The organism is Paenibacillus glufosinatiresistens (assembly GCF_031470375.1).
GTDB lineage: Bacteria > Bacillota > Bacilli > Paenibacillales > Paenibacillaceae > Paenibacillus_AQ > Paenibacillus_AQ glufosinatiresistens.
On record NZ_JAVFHT010000011.1, the window covers coordinates 68,870 to 93,529 of the forward strand.

Consider the following 24,660-nt stretch of genomic DNA (forward strand, 5'->3'; position numbering starts at 1 on the left):
ATCAATGACACGGCCAGCCCCGTTCATGCGGGGCTGGCCGTTTATGGAGGGACAACACTATGGAATCACAGACCATCGGTACCCCGGCCCCGGGCCGAGAAGCGTCCGCCGCGGCCGGCCGGGCCCGAGACCGGCGCCATGCGCGCCGGCTGATCGCCAACCGGCTGTCGGGGTATTATTTTCGCGGAAGCATCCTTGCCTTGTGTCTGGTGCTGGGGCTGGTGATTGTCTTTATCGGCCGGACGGCGCTCCTGCTCTTCGGGCAGATTTCGCCGGCGGATTTCTTCTTCTCCTTCAACTGGACGCCTGAAGAGGATGCTTTTGGGGCGGCCTCCTTTATCCTGAATACCGTATTGCTGACGCTGCTTACGCTGGCCATCGCGGTCCCGGTCTCGGTTGGCATGGCCGTGCTGACCGCGGAGATTGCGCCGAAGTGGCTGAAAGCCTTCATCCGGCCGACGCTGGACCTCCTGGTTGGCATTCCGTCCATCGTCTACGGGTACCTGGGCCTCACCGTGCTCCTGCCCTTCCTCCGCCATATCAGCGGTGAGAGCCTGGCTGACGGACTGCTCGCGGCAGCGCTCGTACTGGCGCTGATGGTGCTGCCCACCATCACCCGCGTCAGCGACGACGCCATTACCCTGGTGCCGCGCAAATACCGCGACGCTGCCTATGCGCTCGGTTCCACCCGCATCCAGACGATCTTCCGGATCGTCGTTCCGGCAGCGGGGCGCGGCATTCTCTCCGCCGTTATCCTCGGTATGACCCGGGCCATCGGGGAGACGATGGCGGTGGTGATGGTCATCGGCAATACGCCGCAGCTTGCCCGGACGCTGTTCACGCCGGCCTCGGTGCTGACCAGCAATATCGTCATGCAGATTTCGAACGTCGAGTTCGATTCGACATGGAATTATGCGCTTCATATGATGGCGTTCCTGCTGCTGCTGATTTCCTTTGCCATGATCATGATTGTCCGTATTCTGGGAAGAAAGAGAGGCGAGGCCAAATGAAGAACCTCCTCACGGCTCAACCGCGTACGCGCCGGGCGGCGAGAATGGACCGGATGGCAACGGGGGCGCTGTATGGGCTGGGAGCGCTTGTCCTGCTGCTCGTCTTCTGGCTGCTGGCCGCCATTCTGAGCAAGGGTCTGCCCGGACTCCGCCTGTCCTTTCTCCTGGGGCAGCCCGAGGAGATCGATCCCGGCGGCGGCATCGGACCGGTCCTGTTCAATTCCTTCTATATTCTGCTCCTGTCGCTGCTGATTTCGGTGCCGATCGGCGTCGGCGCGGGAATCTACATGGCGGAGTATGCGCCGGACAACAAGCTGACGGCCTTTCTGCGCATGTGCGTGGAATCCCTCGCTTCGGTTCCTTCCATCGTATTCGGGATGCTGGGTCTCGCCATCTTTGCCGAGTATTTCGGCATTGGTCTGACGATTCTCGGCGCAGGCGTAAGTCTGGCAATGCTGAATCTGCCGATGCTGACCCGGGTGACGGAGGAGGCGATGCGGGCCGTTCCGGACGAACTGCGGGAAGCGGGACACGCGCTCGGAATGACGAAATTCTATATCATCCGCCGGATTCTGCTGCCGGTGGCTATGCCTGCCGTGGTGACCGGCATCTGTCTTGTCGCGGGCCGGGCGTTCGGCGAATCCGCCGTTATTATCCTGACTGCGGGTCTCAGCACTTCCGGCGAGATGTGGGACTTTAATCTGTTCTCTCCGGGCGAGACGCTGGCCGTTCATCTCTGGTATGTCCAGTCGGAAGCCATTGTGGAGGATGCCCGGCAGATCGCGGATAAGTCGGCAGCCGTGCTCGTCTTATTCGTACTGCTGATCAATCTTGCCTTCCGTCTGCCCATGTGGCGGGCCAAACGCCGTCAGGGCGGCTGATTCTGCATTCAGTCCGGCGACCGCTCCCGGACCCATTGCTGGAACAGAGCATAATCCGTCTCTACCTGATCGGCGTAGAGGGAGGCCCAGCGGGACAGGTAGCGGGCCATCGCCTTGCCGTCGGGACCCATGGCCCCGGCAATCTCCTCCTCGCTGTGATAGGGGAGCAGCCCTTCGGCGATATCCGAATCGGCGCGGGCGTGCAGCTTAGCCGTCAGCCGGCCCATGTGAACCACCGTCTTCTCCATATCCTCGAACGATTCGATATCTTCCAGCTTCAGCCGCTTCTTATACGCTGAGCGTTCGCGGACGTAGAAGTCCCGCCCGTCCAGGGAGAAATAGCCGAGGTACGGATCGGCACGGTGGTGCATGGCCCGCTGGGTCGCCGTCACCCGCTCCCCCTGATGGCTGAAGCGGAGCCAGAACGATTCCGGATAGGGAAGGAAGTAGGCTGGAATCGGGATGCGGACCTCTTTGGCCTCCAGTACCCGCTCGCCGCTTCCGTCCTTGTCGCGGGTTCCTTCCGGCGCAATGAGGAGGTAGTAGCGGGACAATCCGATCGAAGCGGTTCCCGATCCTTCCTTGATCGCGGCATCCTTGATGATTCCGGCGTGTTCGCGCGATTGCAGCGTCTCCAGGTAGGAGGGCCAGGCCGTTTCCAGCAGCGCCCGTTCGGCGGCTGACGGCTCCTTCAGCTCTTCATTGTCCACAAAAGCGCGCTCCTCCTGCAGCGACGCCGTCACCTGCTCCAGGAAATGCGCGGCGCGGCGTTTCTCCAGCTTGCGCAGCAGCCTTTTGACCGGGCCTCGGGCATTGTCCTCGTCCAGCTGATAGCGCCCGGGCTCCTTTTTGCCGTCGCAGAAGTCATGGATCCGCTCATAATACGCTTCCATATAGAGTTCCGCGCATTCCTCTTCCTGTTCCCGGCTCCAGCCCAGCTGGCGGCAGACCAGCGCAATGCTGACGGACATCCGCAAGAGATCGTACAGGTAAGAGCCGAGATAGCCCTCATCAAAATCATTCACATCATACACAAGCGCTCCGTTCTCGTTCCGAAAAGCGCCAAAGTTCTCGAAGTGCAGGTCGCCCTGAATCCATGTGGGCCGTTCCGGCGACGAGTGGTAGGGGAAATACTGCTGCGTCGCGTCGTAGTAGAACAGATAAGCGCTTCCTCTATAGAATGAATAGGGGCTCGCCAACATCTTGGCGTATTTCTCACGTCGTTTGCATGCTTCGAGTCCCATGATCTTCCCGTCGAATTCCTCCAAAACGGCCTCCAGCGTCATTCGGCGCAGTTCGCCGCGGGTCTTCACAACGCCTTCGGCTATGTTTCTATTGATCATCCTTGCCGCTCCCTTGACCTTCTGTCAGCCGGCGGATCTCTTCGGACGCCAGTCCGGTCAATTCGGCGACCAGAGCGGGCTCCATGCCTTTTGCCAGCATTTTCAGAGCCACGGTCTTGGCCTTGCCGGCCGCTCCCTGCTCAAGTCCTTCTTTCAGTCCTTCCCGACGGGCCCCGTTAATCATTGAGGCTTCGTCATGTAAAAATTTTTGCCGGGCCTCGTACTGCATTCTAGCCTCCGAATCCTGGCTGAGATATTTCAACGTTTCAAACGCCTTTTGAATGGCTGCTTCATTCTCCATTTCCCGCGCCTCCCAACTTGAAATGTCGCCCTCCCGCAAAAAGGTCAGCCACTTGGCGAGCGTCTTCCCCGAATGGCCTGCGGCGTCTGCCTTCAGCTTCGGCAGCTCCAGCATGTGGACTTCGATATCATCCGTCAGCGGCAGTCCGCTGCGGTCTTCCCTCAGATGGAACACACTGTGGCAGGCTGTTGTCCCGCCCAGCAGCTTGTAATTCAGCAAGTTGATTGTGACGCATTTGCCGAGCGAACGATAGCCCTGCCCTTCGGCGAGCTGACCTGAATAGCGCCGGCTCCAATAATAGAGCGTCCGCTTTTCTATATCGTACTTGTTGAACAGCTGCATTTCAATGTCGATCAGCCGTCCGTCCGCCGCCCTGGCGAAGACGTCGAAGATCGACTGTTTATCGAGCGGGGCATCCTTGTCGGTGTATGGATTCAGCAGCACGATTTCGGTCAACGGGGCCTCTCCGGCATCCGCGAAGATCGCATTGAGAAAATCCAGCAGCACATCCTTATTGTTCTCGCTGCCGAATATCCGTTTGAATACGAAATCTACCTTCGGGTCAAGCAGTTCCACTTTGTCAGCTCCTACATTCATCGCAAATCCTCCCTAACAGCTTCGTGAAAACAACGCAAAAAGCACCGCATAATATCGGCTGATGACCGAAGTTATGCGGTGCTTCCGCGTGTGAATAAACGGATTATAACTGAATCAATGAAGGAGAGTAAAGACTTATCGTCTCCGTCGGGATACGTCCCAGGAGGGATTCGAACCCCCGACCGTACGCTTAGAAGGCGTATGCTCTATCCGGCTGAGCTACTGGGACAAAAAGCAAGCAAAAATTATTCTAGCACAAAGCAGCAGGAAAGACAATCTGTTTTTTCGCATAATCGAGCGGGTATGCTATAATCAACTGCTTGAGAGGAATTAGCGACGGACCGCTGTAAGGAGGAACCCCATGAATAAATTCCGGTCCACGGAGAAAGAGAACATCGTTCTGTTTCCCAAGACGCTGGATTATTATCAGATTCAACTGACGGTGATGCTGGAGAGCGAACGATATGGGGAAGCGATGGAGCTGCTGCATTTCCTGCTGCAATGCCAAGGTCAGGATGAACGGCACTATGAAGAATGGGGATCGCTGCTGGAGTGGCTGGAGGCAGCTTTTCCGGAGGCTGCGGGCGGGCGGGTGCCCGGGCAGCCCGAACCTCATGAGGAAGAGCCCGGCGAGCAGCAAATGGCCAGGAGTCTCGCGCTTGCCAAGCAGGAAGAGGACCGTGAGTATACGTCTAAGCTTCTGCACCGGGTTATGAACGAGCCGCTGTCGGAGTCCACGGTGCTTGCGCTGGAGCAGCTCGCCCATCTCGAAGGAGGGGAAGTGGACGAAGCGCTGACCGGCTGGATTCAGCGTCCGGGCATCCATCCCCTGCTCCAGTTCCGTACGCTTCAGACGCTGCGGCGCCGGGGCGTGCAGGGGATGGTCCGCCTTGAACGGGAGGCCGGACCCGTTGAGGTGGAGATCGAATATGTGCCTTTGCAGAACGAGGATTTCCCGCCGGCGGTTGCCCAGGTGCTGGAACGCGTAGCGGAGCAGACGGAGACGCATGAACCGACGCTGTACTATTTTGCCCAGGAGCTGTGGAGCCAATATGTAATGTCGGTGTACGGCTCGGAGGAGTACCGGTCCATGGTGGCCGGAGACGATACTCTGCTCGACCTCTGGGCAGGGGCGCTGCACCAGATCGTCTCGGAGAGCCTGAGCGGAGACCGCCGCGAAGAGGAGACGCGCTCCATGTACGGAATTACGGAGAGCATGCGGTTCCAATTTGAGCAGGCGTATCGCTCCATTGGCGGTTTCGTGAAATCTTCGATGCGGTTCTAGGTGTCTCCGACCGGCTTGCGACTTGAAAAGTCAAATAATGTTGGATATAATATGGTGGTTATTCTGTGCGTAATAGCTTGGAAATGAGCGAATCATGTGAACCTATTTGGAGGGGAAAGTATATCATGAAAGCAACCTGGGAAAAAATAGAGAAGAACCTCGGCGTTCTTGATGTTGAAGTTGATGCCGAGCGCGTCAAGGAGGCGCTGGACAAGGCCTTCAATAAAGTAGTCAAGAAAGCGAACGTGCCTGGCTTCCGCAAAGGCAAAGTGCCTCGCCCGATCTTTGAATCCCGCTTCGGCGTAGAGAGTCTGTACCAGGACGCCATCGACATCCTGCTGCCGGAAGCTTACAGAGAAGCCGTCGATCAGACCGACATCTTCCCTGTAGACCGTCCGGAAGTGGACATCGAGCAGTTCGGCAAAGGCCAGTCCTTCAAGTTCAAGGCCAAGGTAACAGTTAAGCCTGAAGTGAAGCTCGGCGAGTACAAGGGTCTGGAAGTTCCGGTCCGCAAAGCCGAAGTAACCGAAGAGGAACTCGGTGCGGAACTGAAGCGGCTGCAGGAACGCCATGCCGAGCTGTCCGTCATCGAAGACGAGCCTGCCAAGCTTGGCGACATCGCCGTCATCGACTTCGACGGCTATGTAGACGGCGAAGCTTTTGAAGGCGGGAAGGCTGAACGCCATTCCCTGGAGCTGGGCAGCAACTCCTTCATCCCGGGCTTTGAAGATCAGGTGGTCGGCATGTCTACCGGCGACTTCAAGGATGTTGAAGTGACTTTCCCAGAGACCTACCATGCTGAAGAACTGGCAGGCAAGGCTGCCGTGTTCAAAGTGAAGCTGCATGAAATCAAGCGCAAAGTTCTGCCTGAACTGGACGACGAGTTCGCCAAGGACGTCTCCGAGTTCGATACGCTGGAAGAATATAAGGCGGATCTGAAGAAGCAGCTGGAATCCCGCAAGGAGCAGGAACTGAAGGGCGAGCGCGAGAACGCCGTTGTCGAGCGCGCGGCTGAAGGCGCCGAAGTGGAAATTCCGGATGCCATGATCGACAGCGAAGTGGAGAACATGGTTCGCGACTTCGATACCCGTCTTCGCCAGCAGGGCATGAACATGGATATGTTCCTGAGCTTCTCCGGCCAGACCCGCGAAGATCTGGAGAGCCAGATGAAGGGCGACGCCGAGAAGCGCGTTCGCAACAACCTGGTGCTGGAAGTCATCGCGAAGCAAGAGAACATCACCGCTTCCGACGAAGAAGTGGAAGAGGAACTGTCGGCAATGGCCGAAGCTTACAGACGTTCCGCTGAAGAAATCCGCAGCATCCTGGCAGCCAACGGCTCCCTGGGAAGCCTGAAGGAAGAAATCACTCTGCGCAAGACAATCGACTTCCTCGTGGAGAACAGCGTAGCAGTTGAGGCTCCGGCAGAAGAAGCGAGCAAGGAAGAAGCCAGCGCCGAGTAAGCGCTGATCTATACGCGTTCTCATCAGAACGGTCCCTGTGCATGGGGCCACATACTTGAGCGATAAGGCACGTATATTCTTTTACGTGCCTTATTTTTTCGGCTATCCGTCCCCGGAGGCTGCCGCGGACCCGGCCCGGAGGCGGACTTGAGCGAAAAATGACATCGCGACTTGAACGTGTTAAAATATTTCCGAAAAGGCAAGACTATTCCGTATAGAGAAAAGAGGTTGGTGACATGAGTCTAGTACCAATGGTTGTGGAATCGACAAACCGGGGGGAACGGTCTTACGATATTTACTCCAGGCTGCTCAAGGACCGTATCATTTTTCTGAGCAATGCGATTGACGATGATGTTGCCAATCTGGTCATTGCCCAATTGCTGTTCCTCGCTGCAGAAGATCCCGAGAAGGACATCCATCTCTACATCAATTCGCCCGGTGGTTCTGTGACTGCGGGCATGGGTATATATGATACGATGCAATACATCAAACCGGATGTATCCACGATTTGCGTGGGTATGGCGGCGAGCATGGGTTCGCTTCTGCTGACGGCGGGAGCGAAGGGCAAGCGTTACGCGCTTGCCAACAGCGAAGTGATGATTCACCAGCCGCTTGGCGGTGTCCAGGGTCAGGCTTCGGACATCTGGATTCACGCCGACTGGATTCTGAAGACCCGTCAGAAGCTGAATCAGATCTACGTGGAACGTACAGGTCAGCCCCTTGAGAAGATTGAACGCGATACGGATCGCGACAATTTCATGAGTGCGGAAGAAGCGATGGCTTACGGCCTGATTGACCAGGTTCTCACTTCACCGATTAAATCCTGAAGGGGTGGTAGAATTGTTTAAATTCAACGACGAAAAGGGACAGCTGAAATGCTCGTTCTGCGGCAAGTCGCAGGAGCAGGTTCGCAAGCTTGTCGCGGGCCCCGGCGTTTATATATGCGATGAGTGCATCGAGTTATGCACGGAGATTGTAGAAGAAGAGCTCGGTCATGAAGAGGAGCTGGACCTGAAAGATATTCCGAAGCCGAAGGAAATCCGCGACATCCTTGACCAGTATGTTATTGGCCAGGAACAGGCGAAGAAATCGCTGTCGGTAGCGGTATATAACCACTACAAGCGGATCAACTCCCAGAGCAAGGTAGAGGACGTCGAACTGACGAAGAGCAACATTCTGCTGCTCGGCCCGACCGGTTCCGGCAAGACGCTGCTTGCGCAGACCATGGCGAAGATCATCAACGTTCCTTTTGCGATCGCGGATGCAACTTCCCTGACGGAAGCAGGGTACGTGGGCGAGGATGTAGAGAACATTCTACTGAAGCTGATTCAGGCCGCCGACTACGACGTAGAGAAAGCCGAACGCGGCATCATCTATATTGATGAAATCGATAAAGTGGCCCGCAAATCCGAGAATCCGTCCATTACCCGCGACGTGTCGGGCGAGGGCGTGCAGCAGGCGCTGCTGAAGATTCTTGAAGGCACGGTAGCGTCGGTACCTCCGCAGGGCGGCCGCAAGCACCCTCATCAGGAATTCATCCAGATTGATACGACCAATATTCTGTTCATCGTCGGCGGAGCGTTCGACGGTCTGGAACAGATTATCAAGCGCCGGATCGGCAAGAAAGTGATCGGATTCAACGCAGGCGAAGGCGGCCAGGCCGACCTGAAGCCGGGCGAATACCTGTCGATGGTTTTGCCGGAGGATCTGCTGAAATTCGGTCTGATCCCCGAGTTTGTCGGCCGTCTGCCGGTTATCTCGACGCTGGAGCCGCTTGACGAGAAGACGCTGGTCCGCATTCTCTCCGAACCGAAGAATGCGCTGACGAAGCAGTACGTCAAGATGCTGGAGATGGACAACGTGGCGCTGCGCTTCGAACCGCAGGCTCTGGAAGCCATCGCCAGAGAAGCGATCAAGCGCAATACAGGCGCACGCGGTCTTCGCGCCATCATTGAGAGCATTATGCTCGACGTGATGTATGAGGTGCCTTCCCGCGATGACATTAAGGAATGCGTCATTACGGAACAGGTAGTCCAAGACAAGGCGCTGCCCGAGCTGAACCTGAAGAAAGACAAGAAGAAGGAAGAAAGCGCGTAAGCGAACCGCATAGAAACTTAACAGATCCCCGTTCGGGGGCGCGGATGCGAACGGCATTCCGCAGCCTTTCCGGCCGGGGCTGTTGCACAATTATAGACCTTAGCCTCCACCTCTTAAATGATAGGTGGGGCTTTGGCGTTATGGGGGAGAGCATTCATGTTTCTGAGACATCAGACGCGCCCGGTCAATGTGGGCGGAGTCATTATCGGAGGCAACAACGAAGTAGCGATTCAGAGTATGTGTACAACGAAGACGGCGGATGTAGAGGCAACTGTAGCCGAAATTCTGCGTCTGGAAGAAGCCGGCTGCCAGATCGTGCGCGTCACGGTTAACAATGAAGAGGCGGCTGCGGCGATCAAGGAAATCAAGAAGCGTATTCATATCCCGCTGGTTGCGGATATCCATTTCAATTACAAGCTGGCGCTGGCTGCGATTGAGAACGGAATCGACAAGGTTCGCATCAACCCGGGCAATATCGGCCGCCGGGAGAAGGTGGAAGCGGTCGTGAAGGCCTGCAAGGACAAGGGCATCCCGATCCGGATCGGCGTCAATGCCGGTTCGCTGGAGAACCATCTGCTGGAGAAGTACGGCTACCCAACCGCCGATGCCATGGTCGAGAGCGCTCTGTATCATATCGGCATTCTGGAAGAACTCGATTTCCATGATATTATCGTATCCCTGAAAGCCTCGGACGTTCCGATGGCGATCGAGGCCTACCGCAAGGCGGCCGAGGTCATTCCGTATCCGCTGCATCTGGGCATTACGGAGTCCGGCACGCTGTTCGCCGGTACAGTGAAGAGTTCGGCAGGCATCGGCGCGCTGCTGTCGATGGGCATCGGAAGCACGGTACGCATCTCGCTGAGCGCCGATCCGGTGGAAGAGGTCAAGGTCGCCCGCGAGCTGCTGAAGACGTTCGGTCTGATCTCCAATGCAGCCACGCTGATCTCCTGCCCGACTTGCGGACGGCTGGATATCGACCTCTTCTCCATTGCCAATGAAGTGGAAGAGTACATCTCCAAGCTGAAGGTGCCGATCAAGGTATCGGTGCTCGGCTGCGCGGTCAACGGGCCCGGGGAAGCGCGGGAAGCCGATATCGGCATCGCCGGCGCCCGCGGCGAAGGATTGCTGTTCCGCTACGGCCAGATGATCCGCAAAGTTCCGGAAGCGGAGCTTCTGAGCGAGCTGAAGAAGGAGATTGACCATATTGTTGCCCACTTCGAGGCAACGGGCGAAATTCCGGGACGCAAAGAGCATGCCGCGGGCCTGGCTCCGGCGCAGACCGGAAGCTTCTGAGCAGAACACGCGGTTCACGAATAAGCAAGACGGCCTTGGTCCTGAATGATAGAGGACAAGGCCGTTTTGCTTGTCATAGAGAGCGGCGGCCGTGCGCCGCCGGACTCCTCTTCCGCGCCGACGCCGCCGTTGCCGAAAGAGCAGGCTTTTTGCCGGCAAAGTTTAGCTCCTGCCGAAACGGCTATACTACCTAGTAGCGATAGCCGAAAGAAACGGGAGGTAAAGAGATGGAATTGAGCTTATTGCTGATGGTCGTGCAGCTGTTCTTTGCGACGGTCATCGGCGTTTATTTCTGGAACCAGCTGCGCGGGCAGAAGACGAACAAGACGGCGGTAGAGCGGGAGTCGCGGAAGGAGCTGGAGAAGCTGCGCAAGATGCGCGCCGTCTCGCTGACCAAACCGCTGGCCGAGAGGACACGTCCGTCCGGCATTCAGGACATTGTCGGGCAGAAGGATGGTCTCAAGGCACTGAAGGCCGCGCTGTGCAGCGCGAATCCGCAGCATGTCCTTATCTACGGACCGCCGGGGGTAGGCAAGACCGCTGCCGCTCGGGTGGTGATGGAGGAAGCGAAGAAGAATCCGCAGTCGCCGTTCAAGGCGGACGCGAGGTTCACCGAAATCGACGCTACGACGGCCCGGTTCGACGAGCGCGGAATTGCCGATCCGCTGATCGGCTCGGTGCATGATCCGATCTATCAGGGCGCAGGCGCGATGGGAGTAGCCGGAGTGCCGCAGCCCAAGCCCGGTGCCGTAACGAAGGCGCACGGAGGAATTCTGTTCCTTGATGAGATCGGGGAACTGCACCCGATTCAGATGAACAAGCTGCTGAAGGTGCTGGAAGACCGGAAAGTGCTGCTGGAGAGCGCCTACTACAATTCGGAGGACAGCAATACCCCGGCGTATATTCACGATATCTTTCAGAACGGCCTTCCTGCCGACTTCCGGCTCGTCGGCGCCACAACCCGGTCGCCGCAGGAAATTTCGCCTGCGCTCCGGTCGCGCTGCATGGAGATCTACTTCCGGCCTCTGCTGCCGGAGGAGATCGCCCTGATTGCCCGGGATGCCATCCAGAAGATTGGCCTAAGGCCCAACTCCGCTGCGGTTGAAGTGGTTCAGCAGTACGCGACCAACGGCCGGGAAGCGGTCAATATGATCCAGCTTGCCGCCGGCCTTGCATTCACCGAGGGACGGGATACGCTCGCTGCGGCCGATCTGGAGTGGGTGGCGGGCAGCAGTCAGCTTCCGCTGCGCAGCGAGCGGCGGGTGCCGTCGGAGCCGCAGGTGGGAGTAGTCAACGGCCTGGCAGTCTATGGACCCGGGATGGGGATGCTGCTGGAGATTGAGGTGTCAGCCGTTCCGGCTGAGGACGGCAAAGGGCGTCTCCATATTACGGGCGTCGTCGACGAAGAAGAGATAGGCGGAGGGTCCCGGACCATCCGGCGCAAGAGCATGGCCAAGGGATCGGTGGAGAATGTGCTGACGGTGCTCCGGGGAATGGGGCTGGCCCCCGACCGGTACGATGTTCACGTCAACTTCCCGGGAGGGACGCCGATCGACGGCCCGTCGGCGGGAATTGCGATGGCGGCGGCCATCGCTTCCGCCATTCGCCGGCTTCCTGTTGACAACACGGTGGCCATGACCGGAGAACTGGGCATCCACGGCCGGGTCAAGCCGGTCGGCGGCGTTGTTGCCAAGGTGGAAGCTGCCTTCCAGGCGGGAGCGACGACGGTGCTGATTCCCAAGGAGAACTGGCAGTCGCTCTTTGCCGATCTTTCCCCGCTGCGGGTTGTGCCGGTGGAGACGATTGAGGAAGTATTCCTGCACCTCTTCGGAGAACCTATGCGGGAGGTCCGGCTGCCGGCAGCGGCGGGAGAGACCTTCTCTTCGCCGGCTTCGGTGCTGAAAGCCGATGCTTCCGGGGAGAGCACCGCACTGTAGTCCCGGCGGCGTCCCGGTTCATAAGCGGTTCCTTGGTTGGAACCGTTGGTGTTTTATGTAACCTTTTGATAAAATACAAGGAAGCAATAAATAGTCGATTCAATTTGAACGGGAGCCGTTGGAGGTGTGAAAGCGATGGGTGCAAAACCAGGCAAGGGTCGTCGTTTTCCTTTACTGCCGCTTCGCGGTCTTCTTGTGTATCCCAGCATGGTGCTTCATCTGGATGTGGGTCGCGAGAAGTCGGTCAGAGCGCTGGAGAAGGCGATGGTCGAAGACAACTTAATCCTCCTCTGTTCTCAATCGGAAGTGAATATTGAGGAGCCGGGACAAGAAGACATCTTCCGTATCGGAACTGTCGCGAACGTCCGGCAAATGCTGAAGCTGCCTAACGGAACAATCCGCGTGCTGGTGGAAGGCGTGGAGCGGGCCGAGATCATTCATTATACCGATAACGAGGAGTACCATGAGGTTCTGGCCCGCGAGCTTCATGAAGAAGCGGCGGACGGCCAGGAGAGCGACGCGCTGATGCGCACCGTTCTGAACCAGTTCGAGCATTATATTACCCTCTCCAAAAAAGTGACGCCGGAGACGCTGGCCGCTGTCTCGGATATTGAGGAGCCGGGCCGGCTGGCCGATGTCATTACCAGCCATCTGGCGCTGAAGATCAAGGATAAGCAGGAGATTCTGGAGACCATTGATGTCCGCCGGCGGCTGGAGAGGCTGCTCGACATGCTCAACAACGAGCGCGAGGTGCTGGAGCTGGAGCGCAAGATCAACCAGCGGGTCAAGAAGCAGATGGAGAAGACGCAGAAGGAATACTATCTCCGCGAGCAGATGAAGGCGATTCAGAAGGAGCTCGGGGACAAGGAAGGCCGTGCCGGCGAAGCCGAAGAACTGCGGGAGCAGGCTGAAGAGAAGAATCTGCCGGAGAAGGTCAAGGAGAAGATTGACAAGGAGATCGACCGTCTGGAGAAGATGCCGTCCAGTTCGGCGGAAGGCGGCGTGATCCGCAATTACGTCGATTGGCTGCTCGGTCTGCCGTGGAACGACTGGACCGAGGATGATCTGGACATCGCCAAGGCGGAGCAGGTGCTGGATGCCGATCATTACGGGCTGGAGAAGCCGAAGGAGCGGGTCCTGGAATATCTGGCCGTCCAGAAGCTGGTCAAGAAGCTCAAAGGACCGATTCTCTGTCTGGTAGGACCGCCGGGAGTCGGCAAAACCTCGCTGGCGCGGTCGATCGCCCGCTCCCTTGGCCGCAAGTTCGTCCGTATTTCGCTGGGCGGCGTCCGAGACGAAGCCGAGATTCGCGGCCATCGCCGGACTTACGTCGGAGCGATGCCGGGCCGGATCATTCAGGGGATGAAGACGGCAGGATCGCTGAATCCCGTCTTCCTGCTCGATGAGATCGACAAGATGGCATCGGATTTCCGGGGCGACCCTTCGGCCGCGCTCCTGGAGGTGCTGGACCCGGAACAGAACAACACGTTCAGCGATCATTTTGTTGAACTGCCGTTCGACCTCTCCAATGTCATGTTCATTACAACGGCGAATGCGGTCCACAACATTCCGCGTCCGCTGCTCGACCGGATGGAGATGCTCTATATCCCCGGATACACGGAGCTTGAGAAGCTTCAGATCGCGGAGCGCTATCTGCTGCCGAAGCAGAAGAAGAATCACGGTCTGGAGTCCGGACAGCTGGAAGTCGGCGAAGAAGCGCTGCTGAGGGTGATCCGGGAGTACACCCGGGAATCGGGCGTGCGGGGACTGGAACAGCAGATTGCGGCGCTGTGCCGCAAGGCGGCCAAGCGAATCGTCTCCAGCGAGGAAGAGACGGTTGTCCGGATTGCGCCGGAAGAGGTCAAGGATTATCTCGGTTCCCCGAAATACCGGTACGGCGTGGCCGAACTGGAGGACCAGATCGGGACGGTAACCGGATTGGCCTGGACGGAAGTCGGCGGAGATACGCTGCTGATCGAGGTCACGGTAGTTCCCGGCAGCGGGAAGCTGACTCTGACGGGACAGCTCGGGGATGTCATGAAGGAATCGGCGCAGGCTGCCTTCAGCTACACCCGTTCGCGAGCGGAGGAGCTTGGCATCCCGTCCGATTTCTACGAGAAGAACGATATTCATATTCATATTCCCGAGGGTGCGATACCGAAGGATGGACCTTCGGCGGGCATTACCATTGCAACGGCCCTGATCTCCGCTCTCACCAAGCGCCATGTATCCAAGGATGTGGCGATGACGGGCGAGATTACGCTTCGCGGGCGGGTGCTGCCGATCGGCGGACTGAAGGAAAAGTCGCTTGCCGCGCACCGCGCCGGCTACAAGAAGATCCTGCTGCCCAAAGACAATGAACGCGATCTGAAAGACATCCCGGACAGCGTCAAGCATGATGTGCAGTTCGTTCCCGTATCCCATATGGATCAGGTTCTGCTGCATGCGCTCGTCGAGAAGAGCGGGCTGCTCGGCGCAGAAAGACAGATGCCGAGTCTGCATTAACCGCATAACGGAAAGGAACCTCTATGAAAGTTACGAGTGCCGAATTTCGGATCAGTGCCGTAGGGCCTGGCCAATACCCGGAAGACGGCCTGCCGGAGATCGCCCTTGCCGGGCGGTCGAACGTGGGCAAGTCTTCCCTCATCAACCGGATGATTAACCGCAAGAACTTGGCAAGAACCAGCTCCACACCGGGCAAGACGCAGCATATGAACTATTATCTGATCAATGAGAGGCTGTACCTCGTCGATTTTCCGGGTTACGGATACGCCAAGGTCTCCAAGACCCAGCGGGCCGCCTGGGGACGCATGGTCGAGAAGTATTTGAGCGAGCGGGAGACGCTGAAGCTGGTGCTGCTGGTCGTAGACCTTCGCCATCCGCCGTCTGCCGACGATAAGATGATGTTCGACTGGCTGAGACATTACAGCATTTCTTTCTGTGTGGTGGCCACCAAAGCCGACAAGATTCCGAAGACGCGCTGGCCCAAGCACATCAAGATTATGAAGGAAGCGCTGGGCGTTCTGCCGGGAGACCGCTTCCTGTCGTTCTCCTCGGAGCTGGGACTCGGCAAGGAGGAACTCTGGACACTGATTCAGGAAGCGGCGCTTTCTCCGGAGAATGAGACGGAGCCGGCGGCGGATACAGCAACGGACACAGGAACAGTCACAGGAACAGTCACAGGAACAGAGACCCAGACGCAAGCGGAGACGGCCTCCGGCGAAGAATAAGCTGGCGGTCCTAGCAGGGACAACGAAGAGAAGAGCAGTCCTTCTTACGGGAAGGATTGCTTTTTTTTGCGGGAATTCCCCAGTTTATAATGATTCTAATTTCATATATAATTCAAAAAGAGGACAAAGTTGCGGGATATTCATGTGATATACTTAACATGACCTTTTACAAATTGACAGACGATGATCAATACATCGTTTTTTGGTTTATAATAAAGCATTGAATTCGTTCCAGCGGCAATGAATTCATACTGGATCAGGAAGGTGAACTTGCACATGCACATTGTCGTCGTTGGCCTGAATTACCGTACGGCGCCCGTGGAGATTAGAGAACAGTTCGCTTTTGCGGATCAGGAACTTCCGGCGGCGCTCCGTCAGCTGATGGGGGTCAAGAGCGTACTGGAAGGTGTCATTGTGGCGACCTGCAACCGTACGGAAATTTATGTGGTGGTCGACCGGCTGCATATGTGCGGATACTTTATCCGCAGCTTTATTGAGCAGTGGTTCGGCGTCAAGAGCGAGCAGTTCGCCCAACATATGTATATTTATGAAGACGACCGCGCCGTCGAGCATCTGCTGCGGGTGACCTGCGGACTGGACTCGATGGTGATTGGAGAGACCCAGATTCTTGGACAGGTGCGCAGCGCGTTCCTGAAGGCCCAGGAGGAGAAGGCGACCGCTTCCTGGTTCAACCGGCTGTTCAAGCAGGCGGTGACGCTCGGCAAACGGGCCCACAGCGAGACGTCGATCGGCGAGAGCGCCGTATCGGTCAGCTATGCGGCTACCGAGCTGGGCAAGCGGATCTTCGGTTCCTTCTCCGGCAAGAAAGCTCTCATCCTTGGAGCGGGCAAAATGAGCGAACTTACGATCAAGCATCTCTACGCGGGAGGCGCCGCCGAAGTGGTCGTCGCCAACCGGACGCTTGCCCGGGCGGCGGAACTGGCCGAGAAGTTCAACGGCCGGCCCTGCACGATGGAGCAGGGATTCGAGTACCTGCGCGAAGCCGATATTGTCATCAGCTCCACAGGAGCGGAAGGGTATGTGCTTCATGCGGACCGGATTGCGGACATCATGAAGGGCCGTCCGGCACGGCCGCTGTTCATGATCGATATTGCGGTTCCCCGCGATATTGATCCGGCAGCGGGTGAAGTGCCCGGCGTCTTCCTGTATGATATCGACGATCTCGAAGGCATTGTCGAGAGCAATCTCGAGATGCGGCGGACCGAAGCGGTGAAGATCGAGCGCATGATCGCCGAAGAGGCCGCCGACTTCCGGCATTGGCTGAAGACGCTCGGCGTACAGCCGGTGATCCGCGCGCTTCAGGATAAGGGCAACCATATCCATGAGGAGACGATGAACAGCCTGTTCAACAAGCTGCCTGAACTGGACGAGCATCAGCGCAAGGTGATCCGGCGGCTGACCAAGAGCATTGTCAACCAGATGATGCATGAGCCGATCAATGCCATCAAGGAAATGTCGGGCGGCAAGCACGGCAATGAAGCGATTGATTATTTTACCCGAATCTTTGCGCTTGGAGAGCAGGACGGTTCCGAGGCTTCGGAAGAGAGCGACAGGGCCGCTGCGCTCCGCGCCCAAGGAACGGGTTCAGGCGCTGCGGCGCTGCCCGTTACTCTGGCGCCTGCCGGCCTGTAGGGCGGTGGGATGGCCAGTGACATTGAATGAAGTGTATGATACCGCGCTTACGGTGTATGCCCTGGGCCTGCTGTTTGTATTCACGGACTGCTTGAGAAGAAGCCCGGGCTTACAACGGGCGGGCGCAGGGCTTCTTGTTGTCACAGCGGTGTTTCAACTGACCGGCCTCGGCTATCGCTGGAAGGAGAACGGGGGATTGCCGATCTACACGCCTTATGACTTCCTGTTCGGCTTCTCCACGGTGATTGTGCTCGTATCGCTGGCGCTTGCCTGGAGACGGCGCTCGGAATTCACGGTGCTGCTGCTGAGCGTGGCGGGCTACAGCGCTTTTCTGCTCAACCGGGTATGGCTGACGGCCGAAGATCATACGCTGCAGAGCTGGAGCGCCGTTCACGGCTGGCTGGCGGTACATATTATATTGGCCAATCTGAGCTTCGCGGCGCTGACGCTGGGAGCAGTCTTTGCTCTCATGTACCTCTTCCTGCATGCCCGGCTCAAGAAGAAACGCTGGGACGACCGCGTCCGCCGGCTGCCGAGCCTCGAACTGCTGGACCGTTATACGTACGGCTCGGTGCTGGCCGGAACGCCGCTGCTGGCGGTGTCCCTGCTGGCCGCGGGGTTCTCGATCGTATCGGAGGGGCGTCTGCCGCTGCTGCGCGATCTCAAGGTGTGGACGACGCTGATCGGCTTCGGCGTTTTTGCGGCGTACCTGCCGGTGAAGCGCAGAGGCCGGATCGGCGGGGTGGCGATGGCCCGCTGGGCGGCGGCCGGCTACGGCTTTATCATTTTGAATTTTCTGCTGAATTCCTGGTCGAATTTTCACCAGTGGGGCGGGGAGTGAACGCATGGCGGTCTATTTGCCGATTATGTTGGACTGCCGGGGCCGGCGCTGTCTGGTCGTGGGAGGCGGAGCGGTCGCTGTCCGCAAAATCAGGAGCCTGCTGGAAGCGCAGGCTCTGGTGACGGTGGTAAGCCCCGCGCTTGCGCCGGGGCTGGAAGAGCTTGCCGCCGCGGGCGCCGTCGATTGGAGACGGCGCGCGTTCGCGCCGGGAGACACGGCGGGCGCCTGGCTGGTGTTCGCGGCGACCGGCGACCGGGAGGTCAACGCCGCGGCAGTCCGCGAGGCGAAGGCCGCGGGCATACCGGTCAGCGCCGCGGACGATCCGGAAGCGGGCGATTTCATCAGCCCGGCGGTGGTGCGGCGCGGCCGTCTGACGGTCGCGGTGTCCACTTCGGGAGCCGGGCCGGGAGCCGCGGCGGGCATCGCCGCCGCGCTGGAGGACTTTCTGGGCGAGGGCTACGAGCCCTACCTCGACTGGCTGCACCGGATGCGAAGCGAGATCAAGCGCCGTGAGCCCCGGCCGGAAATCCGGCGGAAGCTGCTGCGAAAGCTGGCTTCGCCGGAAGAATTTGAAGCGTTACAAGGAAGAGACTGGATGGCAGAAGAGTGGAGTCCGGAGCAGATTGAGGCCTGGATGACCGAGAATCGGGAGGAATAGCATGCGCAAGATTGTGGTAGGCAGCAGACAAAGCGCGCTCGCGCTGACGCAGACGGGCCAGGTCATTGCCGATCTGGAACGGCTGGCCGCCGAGCACGGAATGGAAGTGGCTTTTGAAGTTCACAAGATCATAACCAAGGGCGACCGCATTCTGGATGTAACGCTGTCCAAGGTGGGAGGCAAGGGCTTGTTCGTCAAAGAGATTGAACAGGCGATGCTGGACCGCAGAATTGATATGGCGGTCCACAGCATGAAGGATATGCCGTCCGAGCTGCCGGAGGGGCTGATGAACGGGGCGGTGCCCGAGCGCGTCGATCCCCGGGATTGTCTGATCTCCCGGGAGGGGCTGACGCTTGCGCAGCTTCCTTCCGGATCGCGGGTTGGCACCAGCAGTCTGCGCCGGTCGAGCCAGCTTGCCTCGCTGCGGCCGGATCTGCGGATCGAGCCGGTCCGGGGCAATATCGACTCCCGGCTGGGCAAGCTGGCCAGCGGAGAATACGACGCCATCCTGCTGGCCGCTGCCGGTCTGCACCGGATGGGGTGGCTCGACCGGGTGACGGAATATTTGGCTCTGTCGCTCTGCATCCCGGCCGTCGGCCAGGGTTCGCTCGGCATCGAGTGCCGGGAAGACGACGCCGAGCTGCGGAAGCTGCTTGCGCTCTATAACGATCCGGCAACGGCGGTCACGGTAGAAGCGGAGCGCGCTTTCCTGGGCGCGTTGAACGGCGGCTGTCAGGTGCCGATCGGCGCGCATGCGGTGCTGGAGAAGACGGGTGCGGCGGGCGGAAGCATGACGCTGACCGGGATGGTTGGCACGCCCGACGGAGGAACCATTCTGAGAGAAAGCCGCATCGGGGATGATCCGATACGGCTGGGACTAGAGGTGGCGGCGGCGCTTAGAGCGCAGGGAGCGGAAGCGATTCTGGCAGAAGCAAGGGGATGAGAGAAGATGACGGGACGAGTCTATCTGGTGGGAGCGGGGCCCGGGGATGCCCGGCTGATTACGTTGAAAGGGCTGGAGTGCATTCGGAAGAGCGACGTGCTGGTCTATGACCGTCTGGCCAGCCCCAGACTGCTGAAATGGATGAAGCCCGGCGGAGAGAAAATCTATGTCGGCAAAACGACCAACCGGCACACGATGAAGCAGGAGGAGATCAACCGCCTGCTCGTGGAGCTGGCGCTTCAGGGCAAGACGGTGACCCGGCTGAAAGGCGGGGACCCGACCATCTTCGGCCGGGTGGGCGAAGAAGCCGAGCTGCTCCGGCAGCACGGGGTGCCTTACGAAATCGTGCCGGGCGTTACTTCGGCGATCGCGGTGCCGGCCTATGCCGGCATCCCGGTGACGCACCGGGATTATGCGTCGTCCCTGTCGATTATCACCGGCCACGAAAGCCCGGACAAGCTGGACCAGGCCATCCATTGGGATAAGCTGACGCAGGCGACGGGAACGCTGATCTTCATGATGGGGGTGGCCAAGATCGGCTACATCAGTTCCAATCTGATCAAGCACGGCCGCCCGCCGGAGACGCCGGTGGCGCTTGTGCGCTGGGGCACCCGCGCTGAGCAGGAGACGCTTGTAGGCACGCTGGCAGATATTGAGGCCAAGGTGACGGCGTTGAACTTCCAGTCGCCGGCCGTGATTGTGGTCGGTGAAGTGGTCGGCCAGCGCGAGAAGCTGCAATGGGCGGAAGCGCTGCCGCTCTTCGGCAGACGTATTCTGGTGACCCGTTCTCGGTCCCAGGCGAGCGAACTGGTGGAGCGGATTGAAGAGCTTGGCGGGGAGCCTTACGAATTTCCGGTCATCGAGACGGTGCCGCCGCGCAGCGAAGAGCGGATTGCCGCTCTCCGCGAGGCGCTGTCCGCGCTTCATACCTATGACTGGGTCTTCTTCACAAGTGTGAACGGCGTAGAGTTCTTCTTCCGCCATCTGGCCGAGCTGCGGGTGGATGTGCGCGGGCTTGCCCGCGCCCGCATCGCGGCGGTCGGCCCGGCAACGGCGGCGGCGCTGGCGGAGCGCGGCCTGCTGGCCGAGGAGCTTCCCGGGCGTTTTCAGGCCGAAGGGCTCCTGGAGACATTCGGCCCGGACCTCGTGCCGGGACAGAAGGTTCTGCTCCCGCGCGGCGATCTGGCCCGGAACTGGCTGCCCGAGAAGCTGGCCGAGCTCGGACTCTCCGTTACGGAGGCGCAGACCTATGAGACCGTTCCGGTTGCGGAAGACGACGAGGAGCTAAGGAAGCTGCTGCAGGAGGGGGGCATTCATGCCGTGACCTTCACCAGTTCTTCGACGGTGCGCAATCTGCTGGAGGCGCTGCGCGGCATGGGGTTCGAGGAACCGGCGCGCGCGCTGGACGGCGCAGCGGTCGCCTGCATCGGTCCGGTGACGGCCGCAACCGCCGAGGAGGCGGGGCTCTCGCCGAAGCTGCTCGCGAAGGAAGCGACGATTGTCTCGCTTGTGGAGGAGCTGTGCCGCTGGAATGCCGAGACGCGGAAGCCGTGAATGCTTAAAGGAATACCGGATAAGGCAAAGGGATTTTTGCGGCTGGACTGCAAAAATCCCTTTGCCGCTTCTGCAGACAGCCGGCGTCGTCACATTCTCTCGGAAACCGATCCGCTTGTGAACCGGAACCGGAACATGCTACAATACAAGAACAAATGTTCTTGTCTGGGAGGGCGGATATGCCGAGAATATATGAACACATGAACGTCAAGACCGGCATGACTCCGGTGAAGGAAGAGCGAATGCCGTTTGGCTGGTCCATCAATCCGTACCGCGGCTGCGCGCACGGGTGCAGCTTCTGCTTTGCCCGGGGATTTCAGCATTTTATGAATCTCGGCGCGGACGATGAATTTCAGAATCACATCCTGCTGAAAACGAACGCTCCCGAGGCGCTGGAGGCACAGCTTGCCAAGCTCGCGGTGCGTCATCGCTACGATCTCGGCGAGATGCGGCGGCGGCTCGGCCAGGTCATGATTGGAACCGTAACGGACCCGTACCAGCCGGTTGAGGGCCGAATGAAGCTGACCCGCCGCTGTCTGGAGGTGCTGGCCCGCTACGGCGTTGGCGTTTCGGTCACGACGCGCTCGCCGCTGATTCTGCGCGATCTCGACCTGCTGCGCCGGATGGACGGGGTCTCCGTCAACATCAGTATGAACACCTTGGATGCGAAGCTGACGCGGAGGCTGGAGCCGGAAGCGCCTCTCCCGGCCAAGCGCCTGGAGACGCTGAAGGCGCTCAGCGAAGCGGGTATTCGCACAAGCGTGTTCATCGCGCCGATCCTTCCCTTGCTGACCGACGGTCCGAAGGATCTGGAGGAGCTGTTCGCAGCCGCCGCGGAGCGGGGGGCCGGGTCTTTCATGACCTCGGCGCTGCGGCTGTCTCCGGAGGTCAAGCGCGGGTATTTCCGGTCGCTGGCTGAACACTATCCGGACCGGCTGGACGGGTACCGGGAGCTGTATGCGGGCGGCGCCTACGCTTCCGATGAATACCGGGAGAAGCTGCGCCGCCTGACCGATGAGCTGAGCCGGAAGTACACGCCGTCTGAGCCGCTCTACAAGCCGGCGGACGAAGAGGAAGCGCCTTCCGGTATCCGGCCGGGCTCCCCGGCTCCCGGAGAAGCCTGCGGCGAACCGGCTTATCCGCCGGAGCAGCTCTCTTTCTTCTGACCGGGACAGCGTAGACGTCCGGCCGGCCGCCCGGCTTTTGCCGGAGACCGGTCTGGAGTAGAATAAGAGGGAGTGGACAGCTTGGTAACGGCAGAGACTTTTCCGAAACGGAGGGTTGAAGGATGAAGAAGCGGAAATTGGGCGCATCCGGGCTGGAGGTATCCGCCCTGGGGCTCGGCTGCATGGGCATGTCGGATTTCTACGGAAGCCGGAATGACGAAGAATCGATTCGGACCATCCATCTGGCGCTGGACCGGGGATTGAACTTTCTCGATACGGCGGACATGTACGGCGTAGGCCGGAATGAGGAGCTGGTCGGCCGAGCCATCAGAGGACGGCGGGGCGACGTCGTGCTGGCCACAAAATTCGGCAATGTGAGGGCGGAAGACGGCACTCCCCTGGGCGTGTGCGGGCGTCCGGAATATGTGAAGAAGGCTTGCGACGACAGTCTGCGCCGTCTCGGCGTGGATTACATCGACCTCTATTACCAGCACCGGGTGGACCCGGATACGCCGATTGAAGAGACGGTCGGAGCGATGGCCGATCTGGTCCGGGCGGGCAAGGTCCGCTGCCTCGGTCTGTCGGAGGCGTCGGCCGATACCATCGGACGTGCGCTCGGCGTCCATCCGATTGCGGCGCTGCAGACGGAATATTCACTCTGGAGCCGGGATGTCGAAGACCGGATTCTGCCTTTTTGCCGTGAGCATGGGGTGAGTTTCGTTGCTTACAGCCCGCTGGGCCGCGGTTTCCTGACCGGGCAGATCAAGTCGTTCGAGGATCTGGAGCCGGATGACTACCGGCGGATGTCGCCCCGCTTCCAGGGCGAGAATTTCATCAAGAATCTCGAACTGGTCGAGCGCATCCACGAGATTGCACGCGAGAAGGGCTGCTCGTCTTCCCAGCTGGCGCTGGCCTGGCTGCTGTCGCGCGGCGAGGATGTCGTGCCGATTCCCGGAACGAAGCGCCGCCGCTATCTGGAGGAGAATCTGGAAGCCCTCGATGTGCTTCTCACTCCCGAAGAGCTGCTCCGGATTGAGGAGGCGGCGCCTCAGGGCTTTGCCTCTGGCGAACGCTATCCCCAGGCTTCGATGAAGCTGTTGAACCAGTAAGGGCAGACCGCAGGGGCTGCGGCAAGCCGCAAGCACCTGAACCTGCAACAATCTTGAAACTTGCAGGTACCAGAGTCTGCAAGCACCAGAGCCTGCAAGCACCTGAACCTGCAACGATCTGAAACTTGCAGGCACCAGAGTCTGCAAGCACCGGAGGCCGTAAGCACCTGGACCTGCAGAGCGCCTGAATCCGCCTCAAGAACCCGAATCCGCAGCTGGCTTGCCCTGCGGCGGGTTTCTTGTGTTTTGCGCGGAATTGGGACAGTATAGAGAGTGCATAACGATTAGGAGGAACCTGAGATGAGTTTTCCGATAGTACGGCATCGCCGCCTGCGCGGCTCGGCCGGAATCCGCGGCATGGTCCGCGAGACCGTATTGAATCCGCTGGATTTGATCCAGCCGATCTTTGTCACTTTTGGCACCGGCGTGAAGAATGAGATCAGCTCCATGCCCGGCGTGTTCCATTTCTCGCTCGATACGCTGAAGGAAGAAGTCGATGAAATTGCTTCCCTCGGAATACCTGCCGTCCTGCTGTTCGGCGTTCCCGAGACGAAGGATGCCGTAGGCTCGTCGGCCTACGCCGACGAAGGAATCGTACAGGAAGCGACCCGGCTGATCAAGAGCTGGTACCCCGAACTGATTGTCATCGCCGACACCTGCCTGTGCGAATTCACGGACCACGGCCACTGCGGCATGGTTCATACCCATACCGCTGCCGACGGAACGGTAACGGGCGACGTCATGAATGACGCTTCGCTCGCTCTTCTGGCGCGGACTGCGGTCTCCCAGGCCAAGGCGGGCGCCGATATCATCGCGCCTTCGAACATGATGGACGGCTTCGTGCAGGCGATCCGTTCCGGCCTTGACGAGGCCGGCTATGAGCACGTGCCGATCATGTCCTACTCGGTCAAGTATGCGTCCGCCTATTACGGACCGTTCCGCGAGGCCGCCGATTCAGCGCCGCAGTTCGGCGACCGCAAGACGTACCAGATGGACCCCGCGAATCTGCGGGAGGCGATCCGCGAAGCGGAGACCGATGTTCTGGAGGGCGCGGACATGCTGATGGTGAAGCCTGCCCTTGCTTACCTGGATGTGGTCCGGGTCATCCGTGACCAGTTCGACCTGCCCCTGGTCGCCTACAATGTGAGCGGCGAGTATTCAATGGTCAAGGCGGCTGCTCAGGCCGGCTGGATCAACGAGAAAGTAATTGTGCTGGAGACGCTGACAGGCATGAAGCGCGCCGGCGCCGACATGATTATTACCTATCACGCCAAAGACGCGGTTCGCTGGCTGCGCGAGTAG

20 protein-coding genes and 1 tRNA gene are annotated in these 24,660 nt (G+C 59.3%); 18 read left to right on the forward strand and 3 right to left on the reverse strand.

Going from position 1 to position 24,660, the window contains the following annotated elements:
- Positions 1-59 precede the first annotated feature (59 nt).
- Entirely contained in the window at positions 60-1,010 is a 951-nt protein-coding gene (pstC, locus tag RBI05_RS12930; protein ID WP_310551402.1) for a phosphate ABC transporter permease subunit PstC, read from the forward strand.
- The gene (gene pstA / locus RBI05_RS12935; RefSeq protein ID WP_310551403.1) at positions 1,007-1,891 is read left to right on the forward strand and encodes a phosphate ABC transporter permease PstA; all 885 of its coding nucleotides are present in this window, start codon (positions 1,007-1,009) and stop codon (positions 1,889-1,891) included. Before pstC ends, pstA begins: the two co-directional genes overlap by 4 nt.
- Before the next feature lie 8 nt (positions 1,892-1,899).
- Here the strand turns inward: pstA and RBI05_RS12940 are convergent, their stop codons facing one another.
- The 3 genes from RBI05_RS12940 to RBI05_RS12950 form a co-directional block, all read right to left on the reverse strand.
- Complete coding sequence (locus RBI05_RS12940) at positions 1,900-3,234, reverse strand: DUF2252 domain-containing protein (protein WP_310551404.1); 1,335 nt, start codon at positions 3,232-3,234, stop codon at positions 1,900-1,902.
- A complete protein-coding gene (locus RBI05_RS12945; protein ID WP_310551405.1) occupies positions 3,224-4,132 on the reverse strand; it encodes an Rpn family recombination-promoting nuclease/putative transposase in 909 nt (302 codons plus the stop codon). Before RBI05_RS12945 ends, RBI05_RS12940 begins: the two co-directional genes overlap by 11 nt.
- Positions 4,133-4,287: 155 nt before the next feature.
- Positions 4,288-4,361 (reverse strand) — tRNA-Arg (locus tag RBI05_RS12950).
- Between the two features lie 132 nt (positions 4,362-4,493).
- Here RBI05_RS12950 and RBI05_RS12955 point away from each other — a divergent pair.
- From RBI05_RS12955 to hemB, 16 genes are all read left to right on the forward strand, one after another.
- A complete protein-coding gene (locus RBI05_RS12955) occupies positions 4,494-5,417 on the forward strand; it encodes a hypothetical protein (RefSeq protein WP_310551406.1) in 924 nt (307 codons plus the stop codon).
- A 125-nt stretch (positions 5,418-5,542) separates the two neighbouring features.
- Positions 5,543-6,877, forward strand: a complete 1,335-nt coding sequence (tig, locus tag RBI05_RS12960) for a trigger factor (RefSeq protein WP_310551407.1) — start codon at positions 5,543-5,545, stop codon at positions 6,875-6,877.
- A 236-nt stretch (positions 6,878-7,113) separates the two neighbouring features.
- A complete protein-coding gene (clpP, locus tag RBI05_RS12965; protein ID WP_150459007.1) occupies positions 7,114-7,704 on the forward strand; it encodes an ATP-dependent Clp endopeptidase proteolytic subunit ClpP in 591 nt (196 codons plus the stop codon).
- 13 nt (positions 7,705-7,717) lie between these two features.
- A complete protein-coding gene (gene clpX, locus RBI05_RS12970; RefSeq protein WP_150459008.1) occupies positions 7,718-8,974 on the forward strand; it encodes an ATP-dependent protease ATP-binding subunit ClpX in 1,257 nt (418 codons plus the stop codon).
- 156 nt (positions 8,975-9,130) lie between these two features.
- Positions 9,131-10,267, forward strand: a complete 1,137-nt coding sequence (gene ispG / locus RBI05_RS12975) for a flavodoxin-dependent (E)-4-hydroxy-3-methylbut-2-enyl-diphosphate synthase (protein WP_150459009.1) — start codon at positions 9,131-9,133, stop codon at positions 10,265-10,267.
- Positions 10,268-10,494: 227 nt separating this feature from the next.
- On the forward strand, positions 10,495-12,204 hold the full coding sequence (gene lonB / locus RBI05_RS12980; RefSeq protein ID WP_310551408.1) for an ATP-dependent protease LonB: 1,710 nt from the start codon (positions 10,495-10,497) through the stop codon (positions 12,202-12,204).
- 135 nt (positions 12,205-12,339) lie between these two features.
- Positions 12,340-14,709, forward strand: coding sequence for an endopeptidase La (gene lon, locus RBI05_RS12985; protein WP_310551409.1), 2,370 nt, complete (start codon positions 12,340-12,342; stop codon positions 14,707-14,709).
- A gap of 23 nt (positions 14,710-14,732) precedes the next feature.
- Positions 14,733-15,434, forward strand: coding sequence for a ribosome biogenesis GTP-binding protein YihA/YsxC (yihA, locus tag RBI05_RS12990; RefSeq protein WP_310551410.1), 702 nt, complete (start codon positions 14,733-14,735; stop codon positions 15,432-15,434).
- A gap of 276 nt (positions 15,435-15,710) precedes the next feature.
- A complete protein-coding gene (hemA, locus tag RBI05_RS12995; RefSeq protein WP_310551441.1) occupies positions 15,711-17,087 on the forward strand; it encodes a glutamyl-tRNA reductase in 1,377 nt (458 codons plus the stop codon).
- 16 nt (positions 17,088-17,103) lie between these two features.
- Entirely contained in the window at positions 17,104-17,928 is an 825-nt protein-coding gene (gene ccsA / locus RBI05_RS13000) for a cytochrome c biogenesis protein CcsA (protein ID WP_310551411.1), read from the forward strand.
- Between the two features lie 4 nt (positions 17,929-17,932).
- The gene (locus RBI05_RS13005; RefSeq protein ID WP_310551412.1) at positions 17,933-18,586 is read left to right on the forward strand and encodes a precorrin-2 dehydrogenase/sirohydrochlorin ferrochelatase family protein; all 654 of its coding nucleotides are present in this window, start codon (positions 17,933-17,935) and stop codon (positions 18,584-18,586) included.
- Position 18,587: 1 nt separating this feature from the next.
- Positions 18,588-19,529 carry a hydroxymethylbilane synthase gene (hemC, locus tag RBI05_RS13010; RefSeq protein ID WP_310551413.1) on the forward strand — a complete coding sequence of 314 codons (942 nt, stop codon included), beginning with the start codon at positions 18,588-18,590 and terminating at the stop codon, positions 19,527-19,529.
- A gap of 6 nt (positions 19,530-19,535) precedes the next feature.
- Positions 19,536-21,083 carry a uroporphyrinogen-III C-methyltransferase gene (gene cobA / locus RBI05_RS13015; RefSeq protein WP_310551414.1) on the forward strand — a complete coding sequence of 516 codons (1,548 nt, stop codon included), beginning with the start codon at positions 19,536-19,538 and terminating at the stop codon, positions 21,081-21,083.
- 179 nt (positions 21,084-21,262) lie between these two features.
- The gene (locus tag RBI05_RS13020) at positions 21,263-22,249 is read left to right on the forward strand and encodes an SPL family radical SAM protein (RefSeq protein WP_310551415.1); all 987 of its coding nucleotides are present in this window, start codon (positions 21,263-21,265) and stop codon (positions 22,247-22,249) included.
- A 122-nt stretch (positions 22,250-22,371) separates the two neighbouring features.
- On the forward strand, positions 22,372-23,358 hold the full coding sequence (locus tag RBI05_RS13025) for an aldo/keto reductase (protein ID WP_150459018.1): 987 nt from the start codon (positions 22,372-22,374) through the stop codon (positions 23,356-23,358).
- 300 nt (positions 23,359-23,658) lie between these two features.
- Positions 23,659-24,660 (forward strand): porphobilinogen synthase, encoded by a 1,002-nt coding sequence (gene hemB, locus RBI05_RS13030; RefSeq protein ID WP_150459019.1) that lies wholly within the window; start codon positions 23,659-23,661, stop codon positions 24,658-24,660.